The organism is Bradyrhizobium sp. ISRA442 (genome assembly GCF_038085055.1).
Taxonomy (GTDB): domain Bacteria; phylum Pseudomonadota; class Alphaproteobacteria; order Rhizobiales; family Xanthobacteraceae; genus Bradyrhizobium.
Genome location: NZ_JALGCN010000004.1, coordinates 179,460 through 196,359, shown reverse-complemented (window position 1 = coordinate 196,359; position 16,900 = coordinate 179,460). Strand labels below are relative to the sequence as shown.

Sequence of the window (16,900 nt, the reverse complement as noted above, 5' to 3'; positions counted from 1 at the left end):
CCGCGGGCTCATGACCCCAGGATTGAGTTTGGGGCGAACTCGGAGTTGTCAGTCTTCGTCAAACTGCTCCCTTTGGTTATGGGTCCCGGGCCCGCGCTGCGCACGCCCGGGGACGACGAGGAAAGAATGTTGGGGAGTGTCGCCCCTCAAAACCCGCCGGCCGTCTGGTTGGCGTCGACCTCCGCGCCCGCCCGCGCGCGGCGCGCGCTGTTCACGAGCTGGCCGGGACGATCCTCATGGTCGGGCTTTGCCGTGGCAAGCCGCAGCACAGCGGCGTAATTCGGCTGCACCTCCATGCGGCCGGCATGCCGGCTCTCGCTCAGCAGGCGATGCACCTTCGGCAGGTTGTAGCAGGGCACATAGAACAAGAGATGGTGCTCGAGGTGATAGTTCACGTAGTACGGGGCGATGAACAGACGCTCGAGAAAATTCGCATGCGTGGTGCGGGTGTTGCGCAGGGGATCGCTGCTATCAGGAACGACAGCGTGCTCGGCGATGTTGCGGATGCGGGTGATGACCATCATCCAGGTCAAAAGCGGCACCAGCCATAGCAGCGGATAGGCCCACCATACGCCGGCCGCGGCAAGCGCCGCGAATATCGCGGCATTGACGACACATTGCGGCCCGAGCTTCTCCCAGAAATGCGCGGCGCGTTGGCGCCACGGCCAGTCCTTCGGGCCGAGCGCGTTGAGCAATTGTGCCTTGCGCTGCTGGTAGCCGGTCTGCCCGGTGATGTCGCGAATGAACTTGCGGCGATAGCTCAGCCTGGTGATCGGAAACGGCGCCGACAGCACGAGATCGGGATCATCCTCCTGCTGGGTGCGCGCGTGATGCTGAAGGTGATAGCGGCGATATCTGCGCGTCTCTGCAAAGAGCGGATAGGCGCAGAACCACTGGCTCAGTGCGAGGTTGGTCTTCTCGTCGGCGGACAGGCAGCCATGCGCGCCGTCATGCATGAGGATCGCAAGCCCGAGCTGGCGCGAGCCGATGATGGCGACCGCGAAAACATAAGTCAGTGGATTGGGCCACCAGGCGACGAGCGCGATCGCGCCGAGAATCAGCGCCCAGGCGTGCGCGATCAGCGCAACTCCTTTCCAGGTGACACGCTGGCGCACATCGACGAGCTGGTCCTCGGTGAGGAAATCGCGGGCACGCATGCGAAGCGCGGTCATGGCCTAACTCTCCTCGTCCTGAGAGGTTGAAGCGCCGCCGTCGTCGACGAGGCGCAGGCGCGCGGCATCGTCTGTCGATTTCGCCTGCTCGCCGAGGACGCGCAGCATCTCGCCGCAGAGCTGTTCGGGTGAGCGGCCCATGGCGTAACCTTCGAGGACGACGCCGATCGCGACGGCCCAGAATCGCCGGGAGCTTTCGTCCGGTGCGCGCAGGGAGCGCCAGCCATGCCGCGCCACCTGCCCCGCATAGGCGCGCGCACCCTCGGCATGCAGGCGTTCGATGGTGCGTTCGACCAGCGGCGCGAGATCCTGGCGCCGCCGCGTCAACGTCAGCGCCTCGGCGAAGAAGGCAACCGAATCGCTCGCCGTGACCGTTTCCGCTAGCGCATGGGTGTACTCCCGAGGCGAGCGCGCCCTCAGCGCCGCCTGCTCGGTCGCGCGCGCGAGATAAAGAAGATCGCGGCAGGCGCATTCGACGAACAGCGCCTCTTTGGTGCGAAAGTAATAGGTGATCTGGCTCGGGAAGGCGTTTGCGGCGGTTGCAATGTCGGCGATCGAAGTACCGGACAGCCCCCGCTCCTTGAACAGCGGGCTCGCCGCGTCGAGCAGTAGCGAGCGCATCTTGCGACCAGCCGAGCGCGTGGCACGCGCAGCGTGCTTTGGGTCGCCGGCCGTTTCAAACGGGGCTTGGACGGATTTTCCCGCCATTGAATCCTCCCAGATTTATTTGTATGATATACAAACAAATAAATCAACCCGGTTCGGCCTGTTTTGAGCGCCCACACCGGGACCATCCGGGTCGAAACTGGCCCTCGCAACCTTGCAAAGTCGGCCAAAATCCGTATAAAGCGCGCCATCCGCAGACCCCGGCCGGGAGCTGAACGGACGGTCTCAGCAAATTCCTTCGTGATTTTGGTGTGGCAGGGCCAGTCGGCCCGTCGTCCCGTGTTTCCGCCTTCTGAGCTTAATCCCAGAGTCCTTTCCGAAGGTCTCTTAAGGGCTTGACGCCGGGTGAAGCGCCAACATGAGGAAAGGACATCCATGCCTCTTTATGAGCATGTTTTTCTCGCGCGTCAGGACGCGAGCCCGCAGCAGGTGGAAGAGCTGACCACGCAGATGACCGGGATCGTCGAAGGTCTCGGCGGCAAGGTCACCAAGACCGAGAACTGGGGCGTGCGCTCCCTCACCTACCGCATGAACAAGAACCGCAAGGCGCACTTCGTGCTGCTCAACATCGACGCGCCGTCGGCGGCGATCGCCGAGATCGAGCGCCAGGAGCGCATCAGTGAAGACGTGATCCGCTATCTCAGCATCCGCGTCGAGGAGCTCGAGGAAGGCCCGTCCGCGATGATGCGCAAGGCTGATCGCGATCGCGAGCGCGACGACCGTGGCGGCGGCTTCCGCGGCGAGCGTGAAGGCGGCTTCCGTGGCGACCGTGAGGGTGGCTTCCGCGGTGACCGCGGTCCGCGCCGCCCCCGCGAGGAAGCCGAAACCACGACGGATGAGGAGTAAGAAACATGGCTGAAGCTGGCGCCCGCCGTCCGTTTTTCCGTCGCCGCAAGACCTGCCCGTTCACGGGTCCGAACGCGCCGAAGATCGACTACAAGGATTCTAAGCTGTTGATGCGCTACGTTTCCGAGCGCGGCAAGATCGTGCCGAGCCGCATCACGGCGGTTTCCGCGAAGAAGCAGCGTGAACTCGCCCGCGCCATCAAGCGCGCGCGATTCCTGGGCCTTCTGCCCTACGTGATCCGCTGATACGACCGACTTCGACCGGCGGCGACGACGCCGCCGGTCGCGACGTTATGAACTCATAAGGCTTCCGGGTCGTCCGGTTGCCGATGGTTGGGGCAAACAATGCCTCTAACCGCTCGGAAGGGGCGGGACAGCTAATGATGACCTTTGGACTGATAGCCCTGATCGCCGGCGCTGCGTCGGCCCTAATGTTCGCCTCGATCGTTTCGGGCGCGCTGATCTCGCTGGTCCTGTTCTATCTTGCACCATTGCCGCTGATGGTCGTCGCGATTGGCTGGGGACCGCTTTGCGCGAGCCTTGGCGGTATCGCGGCCGCGATCGGCCTCGGCGCACTGTTCGGCCTTCCCTATTGCATCGCCTTCGCCGTCACCGTCGCACTGCCGGCCTGGTGGCTTGGCCACCTCGTCTTGCTCGGCCGACACGTGGGCGCACCTCCCGACGCCACCGAGTCGCCGGCCGAACCCGAGATCGAATGGTACCCGGTCGGCCGCATCCTGCTGTGGATAGCGGGGTTTGCCACACTGACCGCGATGGCCGCCCTCCTCACGCTCGGCACCGACGCCGACACCATCACCAGCACGTTGCGCCGCGGCCTGATGCGCATCCTCCATACCGCCGATCCGCAGACCACTGGTGAAGCTGAGCAGTTCATCGACGCCCTGGTGCGGATCGCACCGGCCGCCGCCGCCATTATCTCGATGATGACGCTCACCCTCAACCTCTGGCTCAGCGCCAAGGTGACCGCGACCTCCGGCCGGCTGCGCCGCCCCTGGCCGAACCTGATGACCGCGGAATTGCCGACCATGACGCTCGTAGTGCTGTGCGTCGCGCTCGCGTTCTGCTTTACCGGCGGGCTGCTCGCAATCGTCGCACAGATCACGACGGCGGCGCTGATGATGGCCTACGCGCTGGCTGGGTTTGCCGTGCTGCACACGCTGACGCTCGCGCTGAAGAGCCGCGCCTTCTGGCTCGGCTCGGCCTACGCCGTCGTCGTCGTGTTCGGATGGCCGGTGATCGCGATGGTGATCCTCGGTCTCGCCGATGCCGTGTTCGGCGTTCGCGAGCGTTTCCTGCGCAACAGGCAACCGCCGCCGCTGCCAACCCCTTAAGTCCAACCCTGAAAACTAAGACTCGCACAACACTTCAAAGGAGAACGTTATGGAAGTCATTCTGCTCGAACGCGTGAACAAGCTCGGCCAGATGGGCGAAGTCGTGAAGGTTCGCGACGGCTATGCCCGCAATTTCCTGCTCAAGCGCGGCAAGGCGCTGCGCGCGACCGCCGACAACCGCGCCAAGTATGACGGCATGAAGGCCGAGCTCGAGGCGCGCAATCTCCAGGCCAAGGGCGAGGCGTCCAAGGTCGCCGAGAAGATCGAAGGCAAGAACATCATCGTGATCCGCCAGGCCTCCGAAGCCGGCCAGCTCTTCGGCTCGGTCACCGTGCGCGACATCGTTGCCGCGTTCGAGGCCGACGGCGTGCACCTCGACCGTCCGCAGGTGCAGCTCGACGCGCCGATCAAGACCATCGGCAAGCACACGCTGACCGTCGCGGTTCACCCAGAGGTCGAAGTCGAGATCACCGTGACGGTCGCGCGCAGCCAGGACGAGGCCGATCGCATCAACCGCGGCGAGGACATCTCGACCCGCAACGAGGACCGCGATGCGGCCGCCGAGGCGATCGCCGCCGCCGGCGAGTTCTTCGATCCGGAAGCCCAGCACGAGGAGCTCGCGCCGGCGCCGGCTGCGGAAGAGACCGAGAAGTAAGCCACGAATACAACACGTCATGCGCGGGCTTGACCCGCGCATCCATCACATAAGGGCTTCTCGCTGAAAGATGGATTGCCGGGTCAAGTCCGGCAATGACGAGAGAACTAGCCCGGCCGCCTTACGCGGCCGGGCTTTTCGTTTTCGCGGCAACGTCCTCGGTCAGCATCGCGATCGAGGCCAGTGCCGTCGCCGTGTGCTTCTCCACGCCGTCGGTGAGGCAGAACACGTCGGCCGCAACGACCGCGACCTGGCGGCCCGGCTTGATCACCCGCGCCCGGCAGATCAACTTTTCGCCGACCGCGGGCGCCAGCAGATTGAGCTTGTATTCCGCGGTCAGCGCCGGCTGGCCGCGCGAGGTCGCCGCCGCAATCGTCGTGGCGTTGTCGACGAGGAAGGCGGTGACGCCGCCATGAAAGAAGCCGTGCTGCTGCAGCAGCTCGGGCCGGCGTTCCACCGCAATCGTGCAGGTGCCGCGCGACAGCTCTGACAATTCAGCGCCGACCAGGTTCATGAAGCCCTGCCGACCGACATTGGCGTGGATGCGCTCCGCTACGGCTGCGAAATCGGGATCTGCCTCGGTTCCTATCATGACGCCGCTCCTCATTTTCTGTTGATACCCTCGGGCGGCAGCAACGCGCGGATAGCGCAGGTGATCAAAGTATCGGCCTCGCTGCGCGGATCGATCCGATCGCGCCCGGAGAGAAAGGCGCGGCAAAATATCTGCGCCGGGCCGATGAGCTGGCTGATGAACATCACGGGCGTCATCGGCAGGAGATCCCCGCGCGCAACGAGCGGCGCGCGCCAGCGCTCGATGCCTTCGGCAAGACGCGCGTTCTGCGCGCGCTGGGCGTCGCGGACGTCCTCGCTCCATTCTCTGCGGGAGATCTCGAACAGATAGCGCGCCTCGCGCCGGCTCAACACGACCCAGTCGAGATGCGCGCGGATCAGGCGATCTATGCCCTGCCCGGCATCCGGCAGGGGATCGAGCGCTTTGAGCATCGCGGCGTGATAATGGCGCAGCACTTCGAGGAACAGCGCGCCGGCGAGCTGCTTCTTCGATCCGAAGGCATGGAAGAAGCTGCCGTTCGAGGCGCGCGCGCGGGCGCGGATCGCCGCCACCGTCGCAGCCTCGAAGCCGACGCGATCGAACACCGCGAGCCCCGCTGCCAACAAGTCGTCACGCACGCCGGATGACATTGGCGCCTCCTAGAGCATAACTCTAGAGCAACACTCTAATCACCGTCAAGACGATGCGGAGGCCGCGATCGACGCGACCTCCGTGGCCTTGAGCTGACGATTTGCTATCGCGAGATCGGCGGGGTCGGCAGGCCGGACGGCTCCGTCGCTGCCGGTGGAGGTGCCGCGGCGGTCGGGGTTGATGGCGGCTCCTGCGGCTTTGCCGCCGGCTCAGAGCTGCCGCCGGTCGTCGTCTCGGCCGGTTTGGACGCGGCCGCTTCGGTCGGCGCGGCGGACTCGGCCGGCTTCGCAGCGGCGTCCGGCGGGGCCGGCGTCGCCGGCTCAGGCCGCGGCGCTGGAGTCTCGCCGCCGCTCGGCTCGACCTTGACGCTGTCCGGCTTCAGTTCAGCGGGCTTCTCGGGCGCCTTCGCGTTATCCGGCTTGGCTTCATCGCGCCCGGCATCCACCTTGGCGCTCTCGCTCTTGGGTTCGGCCTTCGGCTCAGATTTGGCTTCACCCTTGTTGTCGTCGGCCGGTGCCGCGGCGTCGACCTTCGGCGCCTCTTCGCGCTCCGGCCTGCCGCGCTTGCTCATGCGTTTGGATTTGCGGCCTTCGTGAGTGCGCTCGTTGGCGGCCTCCGGCTTGGCACCTTCCTTGGCGCCCTCCTCGCTCGGTCGTGCCATGCGCTTCTGGCGTGCGCCCTCAGGCGCCGGAGCCGCGCCCTCGCCCTCCGGCTTCGCCGCTTCCTGCGAGCGCTGGCGGCGCCCCTGATGTTCAGGCGCCTGCGCGGGATTGGTATTGGCGTCCTTCTCTTTGGCGCCGTCCTTCTTGTCCTTGCCGTCCTTGGCCTGATAGCGAGTGTCGGTGGCACCGTTGGAGACAAGGTAGGAGGCGAGAATGCCCGCCATGTCCGGGCTCGTGGTGTAGTGCTGGCGCAGGAAGCCCGGTAGCGACCCCGGCGCGACCGTCCTCAAGAGTCCCCGCGGGCTCTTATGGCAGGCGTTGCAGGTCTGCGCGAAAAGCTGCGACGGGCTTTTGCCGGCTTCGAGATTGGTGGCCTGCGCAAAAACGGCGTCGGTCGCGCCAAAGCCGATCAGAAGCAATACCGTCGCGAGGCTGAGCGCTCGGCTCGACATTCCCATCATCTCCGTTGAAAAAACTGCAAACACAGCCGTCATCCCGCGCGGCGGTCACCTTTTAGCCGATTGTGGCATGAATGGAAGGCGGCTCATCGCGCAAGGATGTGATTACGCGATTTTCGAATATCGGCTTTGTACACAATGCAATAGCGGGTCGGAACAAGCTCCACTACATTTAGATGCAAACGCATAGGAACCGATCCGGTCCCTGGGCGTCAGAACAGAAGGCCGGGTTAGTCGCATCTTTTCGGGTTCGCTCGGGAGGTAGGGTGGCGATGGACCGTTTGTTGCGTAAATTCCTGTCTCAATTCATCCGCCGCGGGTCGATGACGGTGACCACCGCGAGCGGGATGAAATTCGCCGTCGGCGATGGCTCCGGCGAGCCGGTGGAAGTCCGCTTCGTCACCACGGATGCGCAGCGACGGATCCTCATCAATCCCGAACTCGGGCTTGGCGAGGCCTATATGGATGGCGAATTCATCGTCGAGCGCGGCACGATAGCTGATGTCCTCGCGATCCTGCTCGATCAACCCGACGTATTGCCGCAATGGGCAAAACCGTGGTGGCACCTGCGCTACCTGACGCGGCACCTCAAACAGTTCAATCCGCGCTCGCGCTCGCGCAGCAACGTCGCCCATCACTATGATCTCGACGGCCGGCTCTATTCGCTCTTCCTCGATGCCGACAAGCAGTACAGTTGCGCCTATTTCGAGACGCCGGAGACCTCGCTTGACGATGCGCAGCTCGCCAAGAAGCGGCACATCGCGGCAAAGCTCCTGGTCAAGGGCGGGCAACGCGTGCTCGACATCGGCTCGGGCTGGGGCGGGCTTGGCCTCTACCTCGCCGAAATCGCGGGCGCCGACGTCACCGGCGTCACGCTGTCGACAGAACAGTTGCAGGTCTCCAACGCGCGCGCGGCCGAGAAGGGCCTGACCGGATCGGCGCGCTTCCTGCTGGAGGATTATCGCGACATCGACGGGCCATTCGACCGCATCGTCTCGGTCGGAATGTTCGAGCATGTCGGCGTGAAGTTCTATGACACCTATTTCAAGCGCTGCGCCGAGCTGCTAAGCGAGGACGGCGTGATGCTGCTGCACTCGATCGGCCGGTCGCAGGGCCCCGACTCCACCAATCCCTGGATCGCCAAATACATATTCCCCGGCGGTTATATCCCGGCCCTGTCGGAGGTGTTTCCTGCGATCGAGCGAGCTGGGCTCCTGGTCTGCGACATCGAGATCCTGCGCCTGCACTATGCCGAGACGCTCAAGGCCTGGCGGGAGCGGTTCATGGCGCGGCGCGAGGAGGCCGTGCAGCTCTACGACGAGCGTTTCGCGCTGATGTGGGAATTCTATCTCGCAGCCTGCGAGATGACCTTCCGCAAACAGGGCATGATGAACTTCCAGATCCAGCTCACCCGCCGCCAGGGTGTGGTGCCGGTTACGCGGGACTATATCGGACATGAAGAGGCCAGGCTGCGCGGCCTCGAAGGCGGCACCAAGCCCAGACTGAGGCTCGCAGGCGAATAAGGGTTAGTGACGCAGCGCTGATGCCCGATGGGGCCCGAAAGAGGCCGGGAGCGCCAATTGTACGCGCACTCGGGCGAGCGTCTCGGCCGGGACCGGCTCTCGCCGCAGTTCCGGCCGCGCGGCATCCTCCATGGCGGCGATCAGCGCCGACAGCCAACGCCGGCTGCCTGCCTCGCTTCGCCAAATCTGGGGCCGCCGTTCTGGCCGCATCGATTGCCTCGTCTTTCTGACGACGGGTTTCAGCGGACAAACCTCCTGCCCGCTTTCCCGTTCCGCCACCCCGAAAGAATCCGGGAAGATGTGAACTGGTTCACATAAATCTGGTCCGCCCTGGCCTATTCCGTCGCCATGAGCGAAGAGACCCGAACCTCCTTCGACGTGCAGGACGACCTCCGCACCGACTACGCCCTGATCGCCACAGGCGTCGGAGCGGCCCTGGTTGCGCTGGTCTACCTCCTGCTGGTCTGAGCCCGAGCCGAAAGCTGGCCAGCGTGCCGACTCGTGCGCGCTCTCATGGATGGGTCGGCGCGCCGACATATAAGGTTCACGTCATCCGGATTTTTCCGCGGCAGATCACCTTGTCGGAATCAGGCTAAGTTCCGTTCAAGAATTCCCTAATCATCTCAAGCGCGCACGGTCGCAACGCTTAAGCAGCGCCTCGCCTCGCGCCGCGATTCCAGCGTCAAGACGTTGACAGGACGTGACGCGAGGATTCACACACCGGATTGTGTGAATCGGGCATAAGGCACGGGAGTGCTTTCTCTGTGGCGGAGAGAAGCGCTTTATCCCCGACCCGCGCTCCCAATGACAAGCACGAACTATGGCTCTGACTGATTCCACCGTCCTCAAACTCGCGCCCGATCCCGGAACTCCCGCCTATCGGAGCGCGCCGCATAACATCGAGGCGGAACAGAGCCTTCTCGGCGCGATCCTGGTCAACAACGACGCTTTTTATCGCGTCTCCGACTTCCTGGAGCCGAAGCACTTCTTCGAGCCGCTGCACCAGACCATTTTCGAAACCGCCGGCAGCCTGATCCGGATGGGCAAGATCGCCACGCCGGTGACGCTGAAGACGTTCCTGCCCGCCGATACCGACGTCGGTGGCATGACGATCGGGCAGTATCTGGCGCGCCTCGCCGCGGAAGCGACCACCATCATCAACGCCCAGGACTACGGCCGCACTGTCTACGACCTGTCGCTTCGGCGCGACCTGATCGGCATCGGCGAGGACATGGTCAATGTCGCCTATGACGCGCCGGTCGATTTCCAGCCGCGGGCGCAGATCGAGGACGCCGAGCGGCGTCTCTACGAACTCGCCGAGTCCGGACGCTATGACGGTGGCTTCCAGAAGTTCTCGCAGGCGCTGACGGTTGCGGTCGATCTCGCGGCGAAAGCCTTCCAGCGCGATGGGAAGCTGTCGGGCATCTCGACGGGCCTGCGCGACCTCGACACCAAGATGGGCGGCCTGCAGCACTCCGACCTCATCATCGTGGCGGGCCGTCCCGGCATGGGCAAGACCTCGCTTGCGACCAACATCGCCTACAACGTCGCGCAAGCCTACGTTCCAGAACTCCAGGCCGACGGCACCATGAAGGCCGCCAATGGCGGCGTGATTGGCTTCTTCTCCTGCGAAATGTCGGCCGACCAGCTCGCCACGCGTATCGTGGCCGAGCGCACCGGCATTCCCTCCTCCCACATCCGCCGTGGCGGCATCTCGGAAGCCGATTTCGAGAAGATCCGCCAGGTTTCGATCGAGCTGCAGTCGCTGCCTTTCTATGTCGACGCAACGGGCGGTCTGTCGATCGCGCAGCTCATGGCGCGCGCGCGCCGTCTCAAGCGGCAGAAGGGCCTCGATCTGCTCGTGATCGACTACATCCAGCTTCTGTCCGGCTCGGGCAAGCGCGCCAGCGACAGCCGCGTGCAGGAAATCACCGAGATCACGACCAGCCTGAAGGCGCTGGCAAAGGAGCTCAACGTACCCGTGATCGCGTTGTCGCAGCTCTCGCGTCAGGTCGAATCGCGCGACGACAAACGGCCGCAGCTCTCGGACCTGCGTGAATCCGGCTCGATCGAGCAGGACGCCGACGTCGTGCTGTTCGTGTTCCGCGAGGAATATTACCTCGCCATGAAGGAGCCGCGTCCCGGCACCGAGGAACACGCCAAATGGCAGGCCGACATGGAGCGCACGGTCGGCCGGGCCGAAGTCATTATCGGCAAGCAGCGCCATGGTCCGACCGGCACGGTCGAACTGCACTTCGATTCCTCGGTCACGCGCTTCGGCGACCTTGCCCATGATGGTCAGTTGCCGGACCGCAGCGACTACTGAGTTCCTTGAACAGCGCCTGCCTCTTGCGTAAAACGATGCCATGACAGTGGCGTCGGACCCGAAAATGATCCTGCAGACCGGCCTCCTTTCCGCGGAGGCCAACCAGGCCGCTGCGCTTGCAGCCTTCGGCGGCGTGCTCACCGTCGATCTCGATGCCATCATCGCCAATTGGCGCAAGCTCGAGAAAACCGCCGTTCCGGCCGAATGCTCGGCGGTGGTCAAGGCCGACGCGTATGGCTGCGGCGCCGCGCAGGTCGCGCGCGCGCTGAGCAAGGCCGGCTGCAAGACCTTCTTCGTCGCCACCATCGAGGAGGCACGCACTGTGCGCGCCGCGGTGCCCGAGGCGACGATCTACGTGCTCGGCGGCTATTTCCAGAACACCGGCGAGCACTACGCCAACATCAATTGCCGGCCGGTGATCGGCGATCTCAACGAGCTCGCCGAATGGGATGTGTTCTGCCGCCGTACCGGCTGGACCGGCGGGGCCGCCATCCACGTCGACACCGGCATGAATCGGCTCGGGCTGACGCTCGCGGAGGCGCAGGCCATCATCCCCCGCATCCATGCCGGCGATCACGGCATCACGCTCGTGATGAGCCATCTGGTCTCGGGTGAGCAGGTCAACAGCCCCGTCAACGCCAAACAGCTCGCCGCCTTCCGCAGCATCGCCAGCGCGTTCGCGGGCGTGCCGGCCGCGCTCGCCAATTCCTCCGGCATCTTCCTGGGCGCCCATTTCCAGTTCGACATGGTGCGGCCGGGTGCGGCGCTCTACGGCGTCAACCCGACGCCGGAGGCCGACAATCCGATGCAGCAGGTCGTCGATCTCAAGGCGCGCATCGTGCAGACCCGCAATCTCGAGCGCGGTGAGACCGTCGGCTATGGCGGCACCTGGACCGCGCGGCGGCCGACGAAGCTCGCGATCGTCGCGGTTGGTTACGCCGACGGCTATTTCCGCGCCGCCAGCTCCAATGACGGCACCCGCGGTGCCGAGGTGATCGTGGCGGGCAAGCGCTGCCCGGTGGCCGGCCGCGTCTCCATGGACCTGATCGCGATCGACATCACCGAACTGCCGCCGAATGCGGCGCGGCGCGGCCACATGGCGACGCTGCTCGGCGAAGGCATCACCGTCGACGAGCTCGCACATCATTTCGGCACCATCGGCTACGAGGTGCTGACCAGTCTCGGCCGCCGCTACGCCCGCGTCTACAAGGGCGGGAACGTGGTAGAGCCGATCGCAAAGCCGGCACCTGCACCGGCCGCCGAGCAGCCGGCGAGCCCGCCGCCGCTGCCAACCTGAGCGGCTCGTCCCTTACTTCTTCCGGCTATCGAGCGCCGCCTTGCAAGTCGCGGTGAGCTGGTCGCGCTTGGCGTTGAGGCAGGCGACGATGCGGCCGGTGCCGGGCGCGATGCCGGCGCAGAATTTGTCGTAGTCGGTCTTGCACGCGCCGCGCGTATCGGTCGATTGTGCCAGCGCGGCCCCGGAGAACATGACGGCAAAGGCGACGGCAGCGAAGTTCAACTTGGACATGGTCTCTCCGGCTCGGATCGTAACGAACAAGGCCGCCATCTCTACATGAAGATCGCGACATTCAACATCAACAACGTCAACCGCCGCCTGCCCAATTTGCTGGCGTGGATGCGCGCGGCGAAGCCCGACGTCGTCGCCCTCCAGGAGCTGAAGGCGACCGACGCCGAATTCCCGATCGCGGCGATCGAGAAAGCCGGCTACGGCGCGGTGTGGCGCGGACAGAAAACCTGGAACGGCGTCGCCATCCTCGCCCGCAACACCGAACCCGTGCTGACTCGCGACCGATTACCCGGCGATCGTGACGATCACGAGGCACGCTACATCGAGGCCGCAATCCGCGGCATCATCGTTACCAGCATCTACCTGCCCAACGGCAATCCGCAGCCCGGGCCGAAATTCGACTACAAGCTCGCCTGGTTCGCGCGGCTCCAGCGCCACGCCAAAACATTCCTCGATCAGGACCTGCCGGTTGTGCTCGCCGGCGACTACAACGTCGCGCCGACCGCGATCGACATCTATCCGACACGCTCGTGGGACAACGACGCGCTGATCCAGCCGAAAAGCCGCAGAGCCTTTGCTTCACTGGTCGCACAGGGCTGGTGCGATGCGATCCGCAAGCTGCATCCGGAGAAAGGCATCTACACCTTCTGGGACTACAAGCGGAACCGCTGGCCGCGCGATGCGGGCCTGCGGCTCGATCATTTGCTGCTCAGCCCGAAGCTATCTCCGCGCCTCATCAAGGCAGGCGTCGACAAAACGACTCGCGGCGAGGACGGCGCCAGCGATCATGCGCCGGCGTGGCTGGTGCTGCGCTGACAGCGCCTCACCACAGGTTCTTCCCGTCGATGACATTCACAGGCACCGCATCGAGATCGAAATCGTCGAACAGACGCGCATTGACCGCGACCTTGGGATTGTCGAAGTCCGGCTTGCCGGTCGACCAATCCGGGGACTCCGAGTAGGTCCCGCAGCCGCAGCTCGCACAGAAATGATGTTTGACCGTCCGGCTGCCCCAGAGATAGGTCGCGACATTGTCGGCGGGCGACAGCAGGCGGAATTGCGCCGGCTTGTAATAGGCCCACAATGCGCCGCGCTTGGCGCAGAGTGAACAAGTGCAGCGCGTCACGCTCGAAGGCGCCTCGGTCACCTCGAACACCGTCTCACCGCAATGACAGCTTGCCTCGATCGGCATGACCGCTCCCTCTCTCAATGGCAGGAGACGGTCGTATCCCGCCCCTGCTGCCAACATGCTGTCAGCAGCATGGCACGTCGCGGCCCCTAGTTCGCGGAAGGGCGCGCGCGGGCTGCGGTGATCGGTTCGCCACTAAAATTCGCAAAACAACCCCATGCAAAGTAGCCGGTTGTGCCCTGCCTGGTTCAAAGCCGCTAGCTCCAGCCCCCTTGACGGCATACTCTGGTCATCCTACTGGTCTAACCAAGGTCATATCAAGACGAGACGGGGATGGAGCTCAAGCGGGCCGCCGAAGGCGAAAAGGGATTCGAGAAGGTCTTTGCCTTCTTGCGCGAGCGCCTGCTTGCAGGCTCGCTCAAGCCTGGCGACCGCCTGATCTCGGAACGCGAGCTTGCGAGCCTCCTCGGCGTCAGCCGTCCGATCGTCCGGGAGGCGCTGCGCGCCCTTACCGTGCTCGGCATCGTCGAGATCCGCGACCGCATCGGCACCGTGGTGACCCGGCCGGACGTGTCGGTCCTGAATGACTTCTTCACCTTTGCGCTGGCCCAGCAGGCCGACATGCTCGACGACGTCATGCAGGCGCGCGTCGCGATCGAATGTCAGGCGATCCGGCTCGCCTGCGAACGCGCCGGCATTGCCGATTTCGAGCGCCTGCAGCGCGCGCTTGCGAAGATCGAGGAGACGATCGACGAGGCGGATGCGGGCGGCATGGCCGATTTCGAATTCCATCGCGCGATCGTCGTGGCCTCACGTTCCGAGACACTGACCGTCCTGCATAATTCGATGGCGGGTCTGCTGACGCATTCGCATCGCAGCCGCCGCGAGCTGGTGCAGGCCTTCCCGTCGATGAAGACGTATCTGATCGACGACCACCGGCGCATCTTCGAGGCGGTCGTCGCGCGCGACCCAGAGCGGGCGGATGCAACGCTGCGCAAGCACTTTGCCATCGGCGATGAATACCGGCGGCGGGCCGTCGTCGGCGAGACGGACAGAAGCAGCGCCTCACGCTGACTGGCTGGCAGACCTGCGAAACAAGAAACGGACGAGCGACATGGGACGGGATGACAAGGGCAGCGTCGGCTTCATCGGCATCGGCACGATGGGCCGGGAAATGGTGCGCAATCTCCTGAAGGCCGGGCACGCGGTTCGCGCTTTCGATCTCAATGGGGCTCCGGTCGCCGACGTCGTGAAGGAAGGCGCGGCCCGCGCGCAAAATCCCGCTGATGCCGCGCGCGGCGCGGACGTCGTCGTCACCATGCTGCCCGATACGCCCCATGTCGAGGCGACCATTTACGGCGAGGATGGCCTTCTGAAATCGCCACCGCCCGGCAAGCTTATCGTGGACATGAGCACGATCTCGCCGGTCGCCGTCCGCCGTATCCATGCCGATTTGAAGCAGACAGGCGTCAGCTTCATCGATGCACCGGTCTCGGGCGGACCGCTGGGCGCGAAGAACGCCGCGCTCTCGATCATGGCGGGCGGCGATACCGACGCCTTTGCCCAGGCCGAACCGTTCTTCCGCGCGATGGGCACAACGATCACGCATGTCGGCGCGTCCGGCGCGGGCCAGACCGTCAAGCTCTGCAATCAGCTCATCTGCGGCATCAACATTCAGGCGATCTGCGAAGCGCTCGCGCTGGGACGCGCCTCCGGCGTCGATCTCAACCTGCTGCGCCGGGTGCTGCTCGGCGGCTCAGCCGCCTCCTGGATGCTCGACAAGCTCGGCCCCGCCATGATCGAGGGCGATGTCGGCGCCGGCTTCCGCATCGATCTAATGCTCAAGGACCTCCGCCTGGTGCAGGAACACGCGCAGGCGCTGAACGTGCCGCTGCCCGGCACCGCACTCGTCACCAGCCAGTATGTCGATGCGCGGGCACATGGCGAGGGCACAAACGGCAACCAGGCGCTGTTCCGCGTCTATGACCGCATGACGAACCAGGTCACGGGCTAACCGGGCGCGATGAGCATTCAACTCGACTTTCCTGCGGTGCTGGAGCGCTGGCCGAGCTTCCTTGGCGGCGCCGCCCTCACCCTGGAGCTCGCGGCCCTCGCGACCGTGTTCGGCGCCCTGCTCGGCACGCTTGCCGCGGTCGGCCGCGGAACGCACAAACCGCTGATCGCAACCGCCTGCAGGATCTATGTCGAAGCCATCCGCAACACGCCGCTGCTGGTCCAGATCTTCCTGGTCTATTTCGGGCTTGCCAGCCTCGGCCTGAAATTCTCCGCCTTCACCGTGGCGGTCGCGGCGCTGACCATCAATGTCGGCGCCTATACCGCCGAGATCATGCGCGCCGGCTTCGAAGCAATCCCGCGCGGACAGATCGAGGCGGCAGAGGGGCTGGCTCTGTCGCGCGTGCAGATCTACTGGCACATCATCCTGTTGCCCGCGGTCGAGCGGGTCTATCCCGCGCTCACCAGCCAGTTCGTGCTCTTGATGCTGGCCTCCTCGGTCTGCTCGCAGATCTCGGCCGAGGAGCTCACCGCGATCGCCAACTACATCCAGTCGGACACTTATCGTGCGTTCGAAACTTACATCATCGTCGCCGTCCTCTACGTCATCCTATCGCTGGTGATGCGCGCCGGCTTCTGGGGCCTCGGCCTGGTGCTGTTTCCCCGCCGGCGCCGGCTCGGCACGCCGTTGTGAGATGATCATGGGCGGACATCTCAACATCAACCACCTGATCTTCCTTGGCCACGGCGCGCTGTGGACCGTCGGACTGTCCGTGATCGCACTGATCGGCGGCGGCATCGTCGGCTTCATGATTGCGCTGGCGCGGATATCGCCGCTCAAATCGGTGCGGATCGCCAGCGCCGCCTATGTCCAGCTCGTCCAGGGCACACCACTGCTTGTCATCCTGTTCCTCGGCTATTTCGGCCTGGCCGCAATCGGCCTCCAGGTCTCGCCGCTCGTGGCCGCCTCGGCCTCGCTCACGCTCTATGTCGCCGCCTATCTCGGCGAGATCTGGCGTGGCTCCATCCAATCCGTGCCCAAGCCGCAATGGGAGGCGGCCGAAGGCCTCGCCCTGAGCCGGACCCAGCGCATGCTGAAGGTGATCTTGCCGCAGGCGATCCGCATTGCGACGCCCCCCACCGTCGGGTTCATGGTGCAGATCATCAAGAACACTTCGCTCGCCTCGGTGGTCGGGTTCGTCGAGCTGATGCGCTCGGGCCAGATCGTCAACAACTCGCTGTTCGAACCCTTCGTCATCTACGCGATCATCGCCGTCGTCTACTTCGCCATGTGCTACCCGCTATCGCTGTTCAGCCAAAGGCTGGAACGGCGCATGGGACGTGGCAAGGTCAACCTCGCTCCAGCCTGA

General features: G+C 64.8%; 20 protein-coding genes. 13 read left to right on the top strand and 7 right to left on the bottom strand.

Features of this window, described 5'->3' with window-relative positions:
* Positions 1-146: 146 nt before the first annotated feature.
* The gene (locus MTR72_RS10480) at positions 147-1,172 is read right to left on the bottom strand and encodes a fatty acid desaturase family protein (protein ID WP_280964302.1); all 1,026 of its coding nucleotides are present in this window, start codon (positions 1,170-1,172) and stop codon (positions 147-149) included.
* Between the two features lie 3 nt (positions 1,173-1,175).
* Positions 1,176-1,880 carry a TetR/AcrR family transcriptional regulator C-terminal domain-containing protein gene (locus MTR72_RS10475; RefSeq protein ID WP_280964303.1) on the bottom strand — a complete coding sequence of 235 codons (705 nt, stop codon included), beginning with the start codon at positions 1,878-1,880 and terminating at the stop codon, positions 1,176-1,178.
* Positions 1,881-2,213: 333 nt separating this feature from the next.
* On the opposite strand from MTR72_RS10475, the gene rpsF reads away from it, so the two are divergent.
* The 4 genes from rpsF (at position 2,214) to rplI (ending at position 4,690) form a co-directional block, all read left to right on the top strand.
* Entirely contained in the window at positions 2,214-2,684 is a 471-nt protein-coding gene (rpsF, locus tag MTR72_RS10470; RefSeq protein ID WP_280964304.1) for a 30S ribosomal protein S6, read from the top strand.
* Between the two features lie 5 nt (positions 2,685-2,689).
* On the top strand, positions 2,690-2,929 hold the full coding sequence (gene rpsR / locus MTR72_RS10465; protein WP_011441353.1) for a 30S ribosomal protein S18: 240 nt from the start codon (positions 2,690-2,692) through the stop codon (positions 2,927-2,929).
* Between the two features lie 134 nt (positions 2,930-3,063).
* Entirely contained in the window at positions 3,064-4,035 is a 972-nt protein-coding gene (locus tag MTR72_RS10460; protein ID WP_341510348.1) for a DUF2232 domain-containing protein, read from the top strand.
* A gap of 49 nt (positions 4,036-4,084) precedes the next feature.
* Positions 4,085-4,690 carry a 50S ribosomal protein L9 gene (gene rplI / locus MTR72_RS10455; RefSeq protein WP_280964306.1) on the top strand — a complete coding sequence of 202 codons (606 nt, stop codon included), beginning with the start codon at positions 4,085-4,087 and terminating at the stop codon, positions 4,688-4,690.
* A gap of 121 nt (positions 4,691-4,811) precedes the next feature.
* Here rplI and MTR72_RS10450 read toward each other — a convergent pair whose 3' ends face one another.
* The 3 genes from MTR72_RS10450 to MTR72_RS10440 form a co-directional block, all read right to left on the bottom strand.
* Entirely contained in the window at positions 4,812-5,279 is a 468-nt protein-coding gene (locus MTR72_RS10450) for a PaaI family thioesterase (protein WP_280971002.1), read from the bottom strand.
* 14 nt (positions 5,280-5,293) lie between these two features.
* Entirely contained in the window at positions 5,294-5,890 is a 597-nt protein-coding gene (locus MTR72_RS10445) for a TetR/AcrR family transcriptional regulator (RefSeq protein WP_280964307.1), read from the bottom strand.
* Positions 5,891-5,994: 104 nt separating this feature from the next.
* On the bottom strand, positions 5,995-7,005 hold the full coding sequence (locus MTR72_RS10440; protein WP_280964308.1) for a hypothetical protein: 1,011 nt from the start codon (positions 7,003-7,005) through the stop codon (positions 5,995-5,997).
* Positions 7,006-7,283: 278 nt separating this feature from the next.
* On the opposite strand from MTR72_RS10440, the gene MTR72_RS10435 reads away from it, so the two are divergent.
* The 4 genes from MTR72_RS10435 to alr all read left to right on the top strand — a co-directional run bounded on the left by MTR72_RS10435 (position 7,284) and on the right by alr (position 12,157).
* Positions 7,284-8,534, top strand: a complete 1,251-nt coding sequence (locus MTR72_RS10435; RefSeq protein ID WP_280964309.1) for an SAM-dependent methyltransferase — start codon at positions 7,284-7,286, stop codon at positions 8,532-8,534.
* Between the two features lie 130 nt (positions 8,535-8,664).
* The gene (locus MTR72_RS10430) at positions 8,665-8,838 is read left to right on the top strand and encodes a hypothetical protein (RefSeq protein WP_280964310.1); all 174 of its coding nucleotides are present in this window, start codon (positions 8,665-8,667) and stop codon (positions 8,836-8,838) included.
* 516 nt (positions 8,839-9,354) lie between these two features.
* Positions 9,355-10,860 (top strand): replicative DNA helicase, encoded by a 1,506-nt coding sequence (locus MTR72_RS10425; protein ID WP_280964311.1) that lies wholly within the window; start codon positions 9,355-9,357, stop codon positions 10,858-10,860.
* A gap of 46 nt (positions 10,861-10,906) precedes the next feature.
* The gene (alr, locus tag MTR72_RS10420; RefSeq protein ID WP_280971003.1) at positions 10,907-12,157 is read left to right on the top strand and encodes an alanine racemase; all 1,251 of its coding nucleotides are present in this window, start codon (positions 10,907-10,909) and stop codon (positions 12,155-12,157) included.
* Positions 12,158-12,169: 12 nt separating this feature from the next.
* Here alr and MTR72_RS10415 read toward each other — a convergent pair whose 3' ends face one another.
* Positions 12,170-12,388, bottom strand: coding sequence for a cysteine rich repeat-containing protein (locus tag MTR72_RS10415; RefSeq protein ID WP_280964312.1), 219 nt, complete (start codon positions 12,386-12,388; stop codon positions 12,170-12,172).
* Positions 12,389-12,433: 45 nt separating this feature from the next.
* On the opposite strand from MTR72_RS10415, the gene MTR72_RS10410 reads away from it, so the two are divergent.
* Positions 12,434-13,204 (top strand): exodeoxyribonuclease III, encoded by a 771-nt coding sequence (locus MTR72_RS10410; RefSeq protein ID WP_280964313.1) that lies wholly within the window; start codon positions 12,434-12,436, stop codon positions 13,202-13,204.
* Between the two features lie 7 nt (positions 13,205-13,211).
* Here the strand turns inward: MTR72_RS10410 and MTR72_RS10405 are convergent, their stop codons facing one another.
* Positions 13,212-13,580 (bottom strand): GFA family protein, encoded by a 369-nt coding sequence (locus MTR72_RS10405; RefSeq protein WP_279370325.1) that lies wholly within the window; start codon positions 13,578-13,580, stop codon positions 13,212-13,214.
* A 270-nt stretch (positions 13,581-13,850) separates the two neighbouring features.
* Between MTR72_RS10405 and MTR72_RS10400 the strand changes: the two genes are divergently transcribed.
* Genes MTR72_RS10400 through MTR72_RS10385 form a run of 4 tightly spaced genes read left to right on the top strand, consistent with a single transcriptional unit; the run spans position 13,851 to position 16,900 of the window.
* A complete protein-coding gene (locus MTR72_RS10400; protein WP_279370326.1) occupies positions 13,851-14,591 on the top strand; it encodes a FadR/GntR family transcriptional regulator in 741 nt (246 codons plus the stop codon).
* Between the two features lie 40 nt (positions 14,592-14,631).
* On the top strand, positions 14,632-15,531 hold the full coding sequence (locus MTR72_RS10395; RefSeq protein WP_280964315.1) for an NAD(P)-dependent oxidoreductase: 900 nt from the start codon (positions 14,632-14,634) through the stop codon (positions 15,529-15,531).
* Positions 15,532-15,540: 9 nt separating this feature from the next.
* Positions 15,541-16,224 carry an amino acid ABC transporter permease gene (locus MTR72_RS10390; RefSeq protein ID WP_341510347.1) on the top strand — a complete coding sequence of 228 codons (684 nt, stop codon included), beginning with the start codon at positions 15,541-15,543 and terminating at the stop codon, positions 16,222-16,224.
* Between the two features lie 7 nt (positions 16,225-16,231).
* Positions 16,232-16,900 (top strand): amino acid ABC transporter permease, encoded by a 669-nt coding sequence (locus MTR72_RS10385; RefSeq protein WP_280964317.1) that lies wholly within the window; start codon positions 16,232-16,234, stop codon positions 16,898-16,900.

Bases quoted from the DNA above. Each gene is read 5' to 3' on its own strand.
- MTR72_RS10480 (WP_280964302.1), bottom strand. From the start codon at position 1,172: ATGACCGCGCTTCGCATGCGTGCCCGCGATTTCCTCACCGAGGACCAG.
- MTR72_RS10475 (WP_280964303.1), bottom strand. From the start codon at position 1,880: ATGGCGGGAAAATCCGTCCAAGCCCCGTTTGAAACGGCCGGCGACCCA.
- rpsF (WP_280964304.1), top strand. From the start codon at position 2,214: ATGCCTCTTTATGAGCATGTTTTTCTCGCGCGTCAGGACGCGAGCCCG.
- rpsR (WP_011441353.1), top strand. From the start codon at position 2,690: ATGGCTGAAGCTGGCGCCCGCCGTCCGTTTTTCCGTCGCCGCAAGACC.
- MTR72_RS10460 (WP_341510348.1), top strand. From the start codon at position 3,064: ATGATGACCTTTGGACTGATAGCCCTGATCGCCGGCGCTGCGTCGGCC.
- rplI (WP_280964306.1), top strand. From the start codon at position 4,085: ATGGAAGTCATTCTGCTCGAACGCGTGAACAAGCTCGGCCAGATGGGC.
- MTR72_RS10445 (WP_280964307.1), bottom strand. From the start codon at position 5,890: ATGTCATCCGGCGTGCGTGACGACTTGTTGGCAGCGGGGCTCGCGGTG.
- MTR72_RS10440 (WP_280964308.1), bottom strand. From the start codon at position 7,005: ATGTCGAGCCGAGCGCTCAGCCTCGCGACGGTATTGCTTCTGATCGGC.
- MTR72_RS10435 (WP_280964309.1), top strand. From the start codon at position 7,284: ATGGACCGTTTGTTGCGTAAATTCCTGTCTCAATTCATCCGCCGCGGG.
- MTR72_RS10430 (WP_280964310.1), top strand. From the start codon at position 8,665: ATGGCGGCGATCAGCGCCGACAGCCAACGCCGGCTGCCTGCCTCGCTT.
- MTR72_RS10425 (WP_280964311.1), top strand. From the start codon at position 9,355: ATGGCTCTGACTGATTCCACCGTCCTCAAACTCGCGCCCGATCCCGGA.
- MTR72_RS10415 (WP_280964312.1), bottom strand. From the start codon at position 12,388: ATGTCCAAGTTGAACTTCGCTGCCGTCGCCTTTGCCGTCATGTTCTCC.
- MTR72_RS10410 (WP_280964313.1), top strand. From the start codon at position 12,434: ATGAAGATCGCGACATTCAACATCAACAACGTCAACCGCCGCCTGCCC.
- MTR72_RS10405 (WP_279370325.1), bottom strand. From the start codon at position 13,580: ATGCCGATCGAGGCAAGCTGTCATTGCGGTGAGACGGTGTTCGAGGTG.
- MTR72_RS10400 (WP_279370326.1), top strand. From the start codon at position 13,851: ATGGAGCTCAAGCGGGCCGCCGAAGGCGAAAAGGGATTCGAGAAGGTC.
- MTR72_RS10395 (WP_280964315.1), top strand. From the start codon at position 14,632: ATGGGACGGGATGACAAGGGCAGCGTCGGCTTCATCGGCATCGGCACG.
- MTR72_RS10390 (WP_341510347.1), top strand. From the start codon at position 15,541: ATGAGCATTCAACTCGACTTTCCTGCGGTGCTGGAGCGCTGGCCGAGC.
- MTR72_RS10385 (WP_280964317.1), top strand. From the start codon at position 16,232: ATGGGCGGACATCTCAACATCAACCACCTGATCTTCCTTGGCCACGGC.